Here is a 12,565-nt window from a genome sequence, read left to right on the forward strand (position 1 = left end):
GTGCATAGCATAGCAAGGCATCCCCATGGGCAATCTTCGGAATGGCAGGATGCGTCCAGTTTTGAACATACGCCAATCTGACAGCACCGATTGCCCTTAGGCCTTTCATCCAGCTGTGAACCCATGCGCCTTGCGCGCCAAGGTGATTGACGGCAAGACCTCTGATGGCTATTGGTCGCGCATCATCGAGCGCGGCGCCAGGTCGTTCGAGACCTATGTGATTGCCCGCCTGGCCGACCAGGGATTCCGCAACGACTACCTGGCAAACGTGCAGACGCTGGAGCAGTTCAGCCGTGATCCAGGCCGGTATCCGTACCTGACGCCCGTCGAGCAGGGGCAGGTCAACGATGCGTTCGACAAGCTGTTCGCCCCCCTGGAAACCAGGGAAACCGACCTGGGCGTCGCATTGTTCTCCCGAGCCGGCGGCCCGATAGACACGGACGGCTTGCCTGAGTCGAGCATAGTGACCGGCAAAGTCCCGGAGAATCCTGGTGCTTTAGCTCAATTGAGGATTTACTCCGGCCATTCAGCAGTCGTCGTAGCGCCTGGTTATGCTCGGATTTATTAAAAGGTCTCCCGGCGGCTTCAGCGCGTAGCATTTCAAAGTAATCGCTGACAGTGGCCTCCACCTCCATTTCCGACCAATCTTCACCGATGCGGATGATGGTAAAACCGAGGGTAGTTAGCACAGGCACAACCGTGGCTTCGCCGCCCGAGAAACTGTCTGCGCTTAGCGGGCCCATATCGGGAAACTGCTTGCCGAAGGCGACTCCGACAATAGCTTTGGAGTCGCAGTCAACCCCCGTTTTGGGGTCACGAACGAGAAAATCGCGCGACTTGCCAAAGCCATAGCGCGCCAGGAATTTCGTTCTCCCAAGCTGCACAAATTCATCGATAGCAGCCTGTACAGCCGCCGGACTTCGAAGCTGGGAGAGCAGAGACATCGGTTCCTTCCTTTCTTTAAGTTGCATCTGGCAGCGCACAATGCGATGCAGTTCGCCAGCAATAACTCCCTTTGCTCTGATCAATCACGTTCCAGGCGCGGCCAAGAACTGCCGATCATGATGTCTACGACACTTCGGGCAACTCGCTCTCTGTCGGCATCAAGTCGATAGACCAAGCCTCCAACTGTCCCTGCGATACTTGGGAGCTATCGAGCAGATCAAGCAGTTCTTCCTGTCGCGGTTGACCAAAGACCACCCGGTAAGCAGCCAACTGGCGTTTCAACCTGGCGAAGGCTTCAACCTCGCTGGTGTAAGGCAATGCCGGCACATGGCGCTCGATCCGAGCCTCTCCCGGTGCGACCCAATAAGGCACTAGTTCGCTGCGCCCCTGCGCACGCGCTTCCCGATCAGCCCGCACAAAGATTTCTTGCCAGAGGTTGTGACCTGGACGCCAGTTACACAGTGACTTGGAGGAAAAGCGGGCGGCAACATTCTTACGTACTGCGTGCCCCTTATACCGATGCACCCGCCCCTCCCGCTGCTCCATATCCACCGGATTACCGGGCAGGTTCCAGTGAACAATCCGATGACACCACGGATGGAAGTCGAGCCCCTCTTGTCCCACCGATGTACTGGAGAGCAGGAATGGGCGGAATGGGCTGTTGAAGGCCTTTCGGACTGCGTCCTGAGTCAAACCGCCCTCCTCTGACTGCAAATGCCCAAGGCGCAGAGCAAACATCATCCGCAGATGCAGCTCCTCCGTCTCAACCTGATTACCCTTAACCCGATAGCAGCGAGCCAGCACTCGTGAAGGCCGTGGCTCTACCATTTCCACCACATCGGTTACGCAGTCACGGCAGACGGAGTTGATTTCCTGGCCTGCCGCCCAACCATGCTGCTCGAACACTAGATGCCAGGTTTCGTCGAGCACTGCTTGCAAGTTCCCGTCACGGCAATAGCGCAAGACGCGATGCCAGTAGGCATCTTCATCGCTGGAATCAGAACCAGTGGAATCCAGCTGACGGATCAGGCGAATCGATGCCGGGCGGTTGAACAAACGCCAGAATGAATAGGCGGTCCTAGCAGCTAGCTCCCGACGCACCTGCGGTGACAATCCAGGCACATCAAGCATGCGCGCAGCAAGCACAGCAGGCGAGCCAAGAGCTACATCCGTGAGGGTTTCAAGCAAGTGATCAGGACGGCGCCCTAGGGTGCTGATATCCAGGGAGAGCAGGTCATCTACGTAGCCAGGCAAGTACTCAGGATTGGGTCGATACTCCGGGGCCGTAGAGTCGTGCGGCCAGTCAGACAAAAACTCACGCATGCCAGGATCCAGCAGCAACGGCGCCGCCCATTCCCAACGATTATCTACCGCAGCATTCTCAGGATCAGGCAAGGTTTGGAGCAGCTCAGCCACCTGACTACGTACCCATTCGCGCCGGTCAACACCTACTGGAGCAGCAAGAGGATGAGCCTTATCTGCCAGTGTCAGACAGGGCATAAGCAGCAGCAACAGGCGATGCCGGGCTCGAGATCCACCTGTTTCAGTCAGGCGCAACAGGGCGCTCTGGCGACGATCCGGTTCGTGGTAACTCTCAAAATCAGGCCCCAGCATTCGCCGCTCGGCTTCATAGCTGAGCAGACCACTGACTACATCGGGAACCATGTTCCAGGCAGAGAACAACAGCGCCTTGCTCTGCCCATGCTGTCCCTCATAAACTCCAGCCAATGGCCAGTATGGTACGGTCGGTGGCATCCAAAGCAGCTTCCACAATCCACTGTCGATCAAGCGTTCTCGCAAATCACGCAGTTTTGCATGCGCATCCGGCACAAGCTCGAGCTTTGAAACTGCATCGATGGACAGCATGCTGTCTTGGTGCTCGGTGAGCACCTTGGCCAGCTTTTCAGGGAAGCGCTGCTGCGTATCCTGAATCCGCTCGTCCACCTTGTAGCGATGCATGAAGTTGACAAGATAGGGGGCGGACTTCCAGTAAGCCATTGGATCTCGCTCGCCTACCGCACGAAACACCGCATCTGCCGCCAGATACTGGCGTACATCCTCAGGCTGCAGTTTTACGGTATTACCAGGCTCCACCAGCATACCGTCATGTTCCTCTGTAGCTGCCACGCGCTCGGTGCGAGCCATCACCTCTCGCAGGCAGAGTTCAAGCTCCTGCTTGGCTGGCAAGACCTGATCCGTTTCTCCCCTCGCTGCACGACGTAACCCGCGACCAAATTCGGTAATCGCAGACTTCAGACGAGCGCCCCGCTTCTCGTCATGCCCAAGCAGAAAGGCGGTAGTGGCAATGAAATCCTTATAGTGGTCCTCCTGCTCAATCTCTGCGTCCGTGGTGAACAGCTTGTACGGAGTTGCGGAAAGCAGCAGCACCCTCGCAGGGACTCCCTCCGATGATTTAGCGCTAAACAGTGCCTGAGCAATCTCTGCCGCAGGATCAGATTCGGCTTGTTCTGGATCCAGAAGTGTTTTGAAGCGCTGGAACTCATCCACCACTATCAAGTCCGGCTCCAGCGCTTCGACGCAAACCTCAGCCAGCAACTGGCGTAGTTCGCCGATCAAGCGTCGGCGTAAATGACCAGCATCCAGCGGGTAGGACTCCCGATAACGAGCGAAGTAGCCGGTTGCGGCGTCAATGACCTCCTGTTGCAGACGCCCGCTATCCCGGAATCGCTCCCGGAAACGTGCAGCAATGCCCTCCTCCAGCGGCAGTGGCCAGTCATTGAGCTGCTGACGCCAGCGCTCACGGCTCTGGACCGCTCCCTGGAGAAAGTTCATCAGACCCACTCGCGGCCTAACTACACCATCGAGGAGGTGAAACAACAACCGACGCTCATCCCGCATTCCGGTCGAACGCCCCATGTTGAAGGAGGTACTCGGAGTGAAGCTGACAAAGTTCAGCTTGCTACCAGCCAATCCCAGCTGCCCCTCACGGGGGGCAAGCTCAGTAGCGAGCATGGTCAAGCGAGAAGCAAGGGAAAAACTGACCTGGTTGTCACCGGTGATCCGCAGCTTCGGTAGATTGGAGCGGGCAATACTCTGGTTGCTGCAGATATAGATCACGTCGATCCTATCGACATCCTGCCAGAGCTTGTCTACTGCCCGAGCGATCACACCTCGGGCGACCAGCGTCTTGCCAAGCCCTACTTCATCAGCAACCAGGAAGCGGCCCGTACTGTCATCAGCATCGAACAGGCGAAAGAAAGCATGCTCCACTGTGCGCCGCTGGAAAGTCTTCAGTGGGGCCAGAACACTCTCGATATCCGGTCGTTTCATTGAGCTTCCATGTCATTCAGTACTGAATCAACTACTTGCCATACGACATAAAGATCATCGGGCACGATCTTTCGCCCCTCTTCCGACTGGAGCAAATCAGCAATCAGCCGTCTTACCGGGAGCAGCCGCTGCGGGTCCCTTGAGGCGGCGCGCAGCATGCCTTCCAGCAATGGCTCACCTCGGAGTCCCTGCCCTCCGGCAAAATTCCAAGTCTGTCCGGAGCTGGCCCCAATGAGCCCGGCAATCTCTTCCAGGCCGCCTAGCAGGGCCCGCAGGAACTGCATGAAACGCTCTGGGCTATCGATCAGGGTGCGTAACACATGATGGATCCGCTCCTCCGGCATCCCTTCTACAGGCAGCTTGATGGCAAGATCGAGCCTCTCATCATGTCCATCCACGGCGATGCTGAAAGCTATAAATGCTGTCAGCCTGGCAATTGGTAGATGCCAACTGACACCGTCCTGCCACTTCTTAGCCTGATGCCCTTCAACCGATAAGGGCCAGGCTGTCAGTGTGACGCCTTGAGGTAGGGCAATCTCACCCTGCACTGCCATTTGCCAATCGTTTTCTACTGGTCTAAAGCTGACAAGCAACTCCGCCCCCAGCAATGCGTCTCGGACCTGTTTCAGCTTGGTTGCAGCCTCTTGGGCTGTTTCTTCCTCAGGCGTGTACTCAGAAGGCTGGTAGTCTTCACACAGACGCAGAAAGCCCGACTCCATGAACAGGTTGATACCAATTCCTTTGCCCCCAGCACATCCTTTAGGACCTGAGGCTGATGCCATCACCTCAACATTTCTCCCGGTAAAAGCTGCATCAGTCAGATTGGCAGAGCCGACAAACCAGCTGGCTCGGTGCCCATGCTCAAATACCATCAGCTTGGCATGCAGGCCAGATGGCCGTAGCTGAGATCCATCCTCCGCTTCTCCATCGGCCGTCGGACTCAGTACTTGTACGAGGCTCCAATCCTTGGCCAGATCCACTTCAAGCTGCGAGAGCTGATCTGCACGACTAACCAACAGTGACTCACTCGATGCCAGGCTGGCGATTTTTTGCAGCGCCTTGTCAGACAGGAAGGGAGCTATGGCCAGCACCCGAGTTGCCTGCTCGACTGGGCTCCAGTGTCCCTTCTGCTTACCAAAACCCAACACATGAAACTCAAGACCGCTATCGAATCCCTCCGGCGCCGGAAACGCGGTCCGCTGTACTTCATCCGCCAGTTGCTGAATGCCTGCAATGACTGCGTCATCCAGTGTTTCATCTCCTAGGCCTGGTAATCGACGCAACAAGTCAGACAGCGGCTTGCTTGCTGCAATTGTTTTTTTGCCAGGAGTCGCCTCCGACGTCAGGGCAATATCCCAAGACCGATCAAAGGTTAAATTGCGAGAAGCCACAGATACACGAATCAGCGGTGGTTCATTTTCACGAACAAAACGGGCCACCCAGACTTTTGGATGGAATGCTCCGCCGTTAGGCGCTTTTACCTGATGAACGCTGGACTCCAACGCCCCATATAGAGCCCGGCTGTTAGCGGGCACGGCAATGCCAGCTTCGTCGACAAAAACCTGTATACGCTCACCTGCCTCTCGAATAGCCTCGAGCAACACCAGCGGATCCAGCAAGAGCTGCTCGACTCCAGCATCTGTCTGAGCCAATACAGCCAGCGGCAGAGCCAGCAGAACTTCTAGATCCAGGCTGTAGGTCGTCAGTACGGTGCGTTCAAGTCGGTAACCTGGTGGCGGCTTGAGCAAATCCATGGCCACGGCACGGGAGTCGGGAGACAGCATCAGTGCGACAACCCCTCATGTAGATCCATCAACAGTCGGCGCACCTGACTCCAGCGAAACTCCATACGCCCAACTCCTACACGGCCACTCCAATCTGCCAACCGGCCAGCATTTGCAAGTCGCGCCCGCTTGGGGCCTTTGAGGTGCCGCTCTCGCATTTCAATCAGGGAGCGTAATTCTCGATCCTCAAGCGCTCGTTCAGCATCCCCATGACTGACGCACTGCAACCAGCGCTCTACAAAACGGCGTTGAGGCTCCGGACTACGCACCTGCTGACGCAGCACAAAAGCCCACAAGACCTCTGGCTGGAAGGTCTGCAGGTCTGCCTTGGCCCGCACCATCCATTCGGAAAACTCCTGACGGTAGTAGTCAGCTGCTTCCATATCGGCTTTCGACTGATTGGTCTTGCCACGCTTCTCCGCCAACATCAGGTTGTAAAGGAGCGGCGCACCTTCAACAACCAATGAAAACTGGCGAGCCAACTCGAGTGTGGAAACTATCTGGGAGGGAGCATCAGGTGGCAGGTGAACCTCCCAAAGCTTATGAGCCTGCTCGGCAAGATGATGATCAGCCAGCCAACCCAGCAAAGAGCCATTACAGTTGGCACGGATCTGGGCCTGAACGAACTCGGCCTCTTCACGACTCAGAGAAAACTCTGCTCCTACAGGGAATCCAGCCGGTGCTGAAGGCAGTCTCGGGTGCCAGGTATAGCGACCGGACAAAAGCACACCAGGGTCGTCTGCCGATGCATCAGGGCGGCGAGCCCCGCGGCGTAACTCATCAAAATGGGTGTGATACCAGCTCAGGCTCTGCCGAGGTACGAAAATCCCCCAACGTGAAAGTGCGACCCAATAAACGCTGCTTGGCAGACGAGCAAGGGACTCTCGCGCCTGTATGCCGATCACGCCGTCATTGCCTTGATCCGCAAGATGGGAGATCAACTCCACCTCTTTAGAGCGCGCAGTTCTGGCGACATCACCTCCACTCCCCGTTTGCTCGAGACGCTTGTAAATCCAAGGGATAAACAGCACATAGCGCAAGCGTGTATGCAGTACAGAAGTCCCTGGGAACAGTGCATCAGACAGGGCATCGCGGAGACTACCGAGGCCAAGTTCGTCAACAGTGCCCTGCTCCTTGAACAGATCAAGGATTTGGCGAACCTTATCGCGATCGGCTGAGGTCAGGTCCAGCCAGGTTAAAGATGCAGTCAAATTCCGTGCCTCCGTTCAAAAATAGCTCCCTGTTTTAGAAGCACTACCATGAGCTTGATAGCAGAGAGGATCCCCAGACTTGAGTAATCCGCGAACCCGATTTGGCCTGCCGAGCAAGCCCAGATCAGTGGCTAGGTACTCCACAAACCCTTGGGATAACGATCGTCCAGCGCTCGCATTTCTGCAGAGACCGATACTGCTCCTCGCTGTCCTCTAGGAACCGAACCACCACACCCGCAACCTCGCAGTATTCAACCTCAAGATCCAGCCTAAAGGACTGAGAAGTCCGCCCGACAACCCGACCATGGTCGTCCAGAATCACATAACGCTCGCCTCGCTGCTCAAGCTTCAGCGTCGCCCCCGGCTCCAGGGACCTCAGTGCCTCATGGATAGGGTCTGTTACAGGGCTACGTCCGGCAAAACCAATGTCGATGTCCTTCAAACTGAGCTGCAGATAACGCCGCTCCAAAGCTGGGTTGTAATCGCCGGTGAAGGTCTGCTGCACGATGTCAGACGACAAACTTCCACTGAAAGGATTCGCTGCACTGAACTCACACAGAGTCAGCGTCTGCTCTGCGCGCGTCATACCCACGTAGTACAACCGGCGCTCATCGTTAAGTCCCTCAGTCTGTACATTCCATCCACCATCAAGCAGTACGACATGCCTGAACTCTAGGCCTTTCGCTGAATGCACCGTGCCCAAATACAGGCCACTCTTGGTCTGCTGCCGCATCTCCCGAGCGTAGTCATAGAGCCAGTCCACGATTGCAGCACTGTTGAGCTGGCAATCACCGAGCTCGACCTGCAATTGGGTGAAAGCCTCCTGGAAAAAGTTACACCAGCTCTCACCCACTCCCGCAGACACCTGCTGCCACGCCATAGCAGCCGAAAGCGCCTCATTGGCTTCTCGAAGTCGATCAACAACCGCCACGAAATCACGCTGCCGAGTGATGGGCAGCGCACTATCTTTATCCGAGGCCAGAAAGTACGGAACTCCGGCAAGCTCGCAAAGCGCCTGGACTGGCCACAGATACTGATGGGTACGGGCAAGAATGGCGCATCCACTCCAGCCACCCTCTTCCAATGCCAGCAGTCGCTTGAGTTCGCCTATAGCAGCCTGCGCCTGAAGGTTGCCAACAGCTCTATCGCTGGGATCAATTGCCAATCGTGCAACCCGTCCAGAGCGACCTGGATCAAGCGCCTGCCACTGTCCCCCGAGAGGATCTGACTGGCGCTCGCGGTTGATTCGGATCGGATAGGACGCTTTCAAGCGCCCGGGGTTGTTGCCAACCAGGTGATTTGCAGCCGCAATGATGCTCTGAGTCGAACGATAGTTCTCGACGAGGTAACTGGTAGCGGCAGAGTAATCCTCGCGAAAGCGCTCGATGTAGCGGTTGTTGGTATCGCGCCAGGCGTAGATGTTCTGATCATCATCGCCTACCGCCAGAATGCACAAACGCCCTTCCTCACTGGACTGCCTACCGGCAAGCGCACTCACCAAACGGTATTGCAGAGCATCGATGTCTTGGTATTCATCAACCAGGATGTAGCGGTAGCCACGCAACAACTGCTCTCGCAGGTCGTCCTCTCCATCGGCTGTTCCCTTGCCCTCCAAAAGCTCAACAGCGTCCTCCAGAACCTGTTTAAGAGCCCCCTCGTCGACAACATCCCTACGCTCAAAACGAGTGCCGGTCAGTCGCATGGCCATGCTGTGGTAGGTCATGACGCTGACGCCGTAGGCATCAGCTCCGACAAGGCTCAAAAGTCGCCGCCGTATTTCATTGGCCGCATGCCGATTGAAGGTCAACGCCACAATTGCATTGGCAGGAACCCGTCGAACACGCAGCAGGTACGCAATACGGTGAACGATTACGCGAGTTTTGCCAGACCCTGGCCCTGCCAACACCAAGCGATTAACGTCGTCGTCATCGACCACAATGAGTCGCTGTTGAGTGCTCAGATCCTCAACGATGGATCTCCAGGACTCTTCACTGGTGGCATGCTTAAGCACCTCTTCGCGGCCAGAGAAATAGCGCTGCAAGAAGGCATCTTTTGAGTCCGTGAAATAGTGCAGCACCAGCTCCAGCGCACTCGCCATAGCGCCGAGCGCGACCTCGGCATATTCACGCATCACATGGACCTGGATACGCTTTTCGCTGTAATGCTCATCGAGACGCAGGTAATCGTCTTTGAGGTAGCTGCCCTTCTTGTCTGCGTTTACCTCAATGGTCATTGCTCGACGCATCACAGTCATCCCGTGGTTGAGCGTCAGCACCTCCTGCTTGTGCAGGTACAACAGCACATGCTCAATTGCTCGCTGACGCTGGTTGGGGGGGATGACCTGTGAGAGCTCCAGATCCGACTCGATCACACCCACTAGCTCACCGAAGGTGGACTGCACCATCAGATCTTTGCCCTTGGAGGCCGGAGCCAGCTTTCCGATCAAGAATTGAAGCAGCTTGCTGGCAATGACTCTGCGCTTTTCACCAAAACGTTCAATCTGCGACCAGCTGTACTTACCTTGAACTTTTAGCTTGATGTAGTCGTGATTGACCTGCTTTAGCTCAAAACTGCTGCGTGGCTGGCTGTTGCTTTCACGATCTTGAGAGAGGCTGCGCAGCAGGCGAAGCACTTGCAACGGGATGACATCCTCGCGCTCGAGTCTGGCTTTGAGCCCCGCCGTCAGAGCCGCGAGATTGAGATCCTGCCAACTGCCATCCTCGGCATCTGGCGCCAGCTCGCTTAGTACCTCGAACAGCGCCCCCTCTAATGCCAGGGTCTGCTCCAGGCGTTGAATGGAAGCATCCACCACGCCGTGACGCAGCAATACGGTCAGTTGGGTATCGTTGACGAGTAGGCCCAGCTCCTCCATCTGCTTGAGGGTGCTAACAACCTCCTCAGATGTCAGGCTGGTGAGCGACATCAGGTTGTCCGTATTAACCCGCTCATCGGCGTCGGCCTGGTAGAGGTATTTCAGAATTGCGCCGAACTCTTCACGGCGCCGCTCCGACAGATTGGCCTTGAGCAAACGCTGCTCGGCGTCCGCTTCGCTCAGACTCAGGCGCGCCGGAAAAATCTGTGTACTGTTTTCCTCTCGCTTGAGGTATTGCCCCCGCTCCAGCCAGGCAACCGCGGTTACCACTTTGGTTTCAGCATCACTGTCGTCAGCGTCGAACGAAGTCTCGACGGTCTCATCCATGAGAATCTCGCCGGCGGTGATGACCAGCTCACCGCCCTTACGTCTGGCATACTCGAAACGCAGCTTGCGGAGAATTTGTTGGATGTCACGGAGGCTGAGCTTTGAGCGCTCGCACAATCCAAATTGGGTCTCAATATCCTGCGAGTCATAAAGCAGCACACAGCGTGCTGCAACCTGGTCACGCCCTGCCCTGCCTGCCTCTTGAAGGTAGTTCTCCAGCGAACCAGGAATGTCTGCGTGAACTACCAGGCGGATATCGGACTTGTCGACGCCCATGCCAAAGGCATTGGTGGCAACGATGATGCGGAGCCGCCCAGCCTTGAAGTCGTCCTGGATATCCTTCTTGTCATTGGGTTCAATCCCGGCGTGGAAATGGCGGCACGGCCATCCCTGCCCGACTAGAAACTCTGAAAGCTCTTCAGCGCCCTTGCGACTTGCAACGAAAACGACCGCACCACCGTCCTGGCCGCCGAGGTGATCCTCAAGCAATTGATGAGTTCTGGGCCATTTCTCGCCACGACTGCAGGGCAGCACTTCAAAGCTAAGATTCGTCCGCTCATGAGTCCCCAGGAACTGATCAAACTCAATTCCGAGGCCTTCCTTGAAATGATCACGGATATCAGCCAACACATCCGGCTTAGCCGTTGCAGTGAAGCAACCAATGGGGGCCAGGGGTTGATTGCCTGTGTGCTCGCGAATGAAGCGCGAGGCGTACATGTAATCTGGACGGAAATCGTTGCCCCACTTCGACAAGCAGTGTGCTTCGTCGAAGATCCAAGCGCCGATCTGGCGCTGGCGTATCGCACGCCGGAAAGCCTTGTTGCGGAACTGCTCAGGAGATACCAGCAGAATGCCGACATCGCCCATCTGGACCTTCTCCAGCACATCAGCACGCTCAGGCATGGTCAGCAGGCCATTGAGCGTCGCAGCACACTGCACATTTCGCTCAAGAAGCCCGTCAACCTGATCCTTCATCAGCGACTGCAGAGGCGAAATGATGATGGTCAGGCTGCCGTTACGATGAAAACGATTCAGCGCCGGCAGTTGGTAACACAGTGATTTACCACCACCGGTTGCCAGGATCGCGAGCACATGTCTGCCCTGCATGCCTGCGAGAACCACATCGTGTTGCAGGCTTTGGCCGGGGCGTTCGTAGCGGAAATCAGCAAAGCCGAAGTAGCGCTTCAGCTCATGGCGCGGGTCGTGGGTCGTGCAGCAGTAGCGGCAGTCTGAACGGCCGCAGGGAACGTCCCGGAGCTCAGTGATCAATCGCCCCACAGCAGAGAACTGATGCCGCACCCAAGGCGCAAGGACAGAGTTGCCCCCCGACACCCGCAACCACGCAAGGGCATAGGCCAAGGGCAGATGCAAATCCGTCTGCTCAAGGTCCTCAGCCAGGAGAGCTTCCAGTCGAGCTCTACATACCTTGAGATCACGATCCAATGATGGATCGGTTTCCGCCAACAGACTGGGAATGAGCCGCTGCAGATCCGAAATCGGAACTGCAGTCTGCCCCGTTAGCGAGGCGAAAAAAGATCCCAGATCACTCTTTATGCTTGGAGCAAGCAATGCCTGGTAGCAGAGTAGCTCAGCACGATTGGTCTCATTCAACTGCGCAAATGCATCTCGCTGATCTCTGAACAAAACCAGCGTCGAACGACAGTCTGCAAGCGGCGAGTTGAGGCTGTCCCGGATGAGTTTGTAATCCTTGACCAGCCGGTGATACGGGTTCTGCGGAAAGGCCAGAGGGGATAGTCTTAAGGTGTCGATGACTGGCAGAGAATGCAGAGCAAGAGTAGGTGCCTGCTGCTTGAGGATGGGCAAGTCATGTTCGATGACGTTATGCCCCAGAAGAAAGCCAGCGCCATCGGACAGCGCATCGACTTCAGCAAGAATCTCGGAGAGATTTTTCGAGACCTTACGATCAAGCTCGACACCGAGGTCAGGCCGCGCAGCCCCGACCTTAAAGATACGATCTGGCTGCCCCTCCTTACCGGGAGCGACCTCCAGATCGATGACCAAGCTCTTGGGTTGGGGAACTGATGACATCCCTGACGCGATCCCTGCTACTGCAAATGCCTGATTGGACTTTAAAGGCAAAACGCCAGCAACAAAAGTGTGACGCCGTGCCCATG

General features: G+C 56.4%; 5 protein-coding genes. 1 reads left to right on the forward strand and 4 read right to left on the reverse strand.

The window, feature by feature from the left end; translation table 11 throughout:
- Positions 1 to 130 precede the first annotated feature (130 nt).
- Positions 131 to 568: an LPD1 domain-containing protein gene (locus R6G97_RS17630; RefSeq protein ID WP_442800206.1), complete on the forward strand. Its 438-nt coding sequence runs from the start codon at positions 131 to 133 to the stop codon at positions 566 to 568.
- Positions 569 to 1,068: 500 nt separating this feature from the next.
- Here the strand turns inward: R6G97_RS17630 and R6G97_RS17640 are convergent, their stop codons facing one another.
- The 4 genes from R6G97_RS17640 to R6G97_RS17655 all read right to left on the reverse strand — a co-directional run bounded on the left by R6G97_RS17640 (position 1,069) and on the right by R6G97_RS17655 (position 12,479).
- The gene (locus tag R6G97_RS17640; RefSeq protein WP_317847290.1) at positions 1,069 to 4,236 is read right to left on the reverse strand and encodes a DEAD/DEAH box helicase; all 3,168 of its coding nucleotides are present in this window, start codon (positions 4,234 to 4,236) and stop codon (positions 1,069 to 1,071) included.
- Positions 4,233 to 6,020 (reverse strand): phospholipase D family protein, encoded by a 1,788-nt coding sequence (locus R6G97_RS17645; RefSeq protein ID WP_317847291.1) that lies wholly within the window; start codon positions 6,018 to 6,020, stop codon positions 4,233 to 4,235. Before R6G97_RS17645 ends, R6G97_RS17640 begins: the two co-directional genes overlap by 4 nt.
- Positions 6,020 to 7,231: a DUF6361 family protein gene (locus R6G97_RS17650; protein WP_033942940.1), complete on the reverse strand. Its 1,212-nt coding sequence runs from the start codon at positions 7,229 to 7,231 to the stop codon at positions 6,020 to 6,022. The genes R6G97_RS17645 and R6G97_RS17650 overlap by 1 nt, the downstream gene beginning before the upstream one ends.
- Before the next feature lie 124 nt (positions 7,232 to 7,355).
- Positions 7,356 to 12,479, reverse strand: a complete 5,124-nt coding sequence (locus R6G97_RS17655; protein WP_317848164.1) for a RecQ family ATP-dependent DNA helicase — start codon at positions 12,477 to 12,479, stop codon at positions 7,356 to 7,358.
- Positions 12,480 to 12,565 lie beyond the last annotated feature (86 nt).

The sequence above is a fragment of the Pseudomonas sp. HTZ2 genome, assembly GCF_033173945.1.
Lineage (GTDB): Bacteria > Pseudomonadota > Gammaproteobacteria > Pseudomonadales > Pseudomonadaceae > Aquipseudomonas > Aquipseudomonas guariconensis.

Coding starts and splice junctions, on each gene's coding strand:
- R6G97_RS17640 (WP_317847290.1), bottom strand. CDS start 4,236: ATGAAACGACCGGATATCGAGAGTGTTCTGGCCCCACTGAAGACTTTC.
- R6G97_RS17645 (WP_317847291.1), bottom strand. CDS start 6,020: ATGCTGTCTCCCGACTCCCGTGCCGTGGCCATGGATTTGCTCAAGCCG.
- R6G97_RS17655 (WP_317848164.1), bottom strand. CDS start 12,479: ATGTCATCAGTTCCCCAACCCAAGAGCTTGGTCATCGATCTGGAGGTC.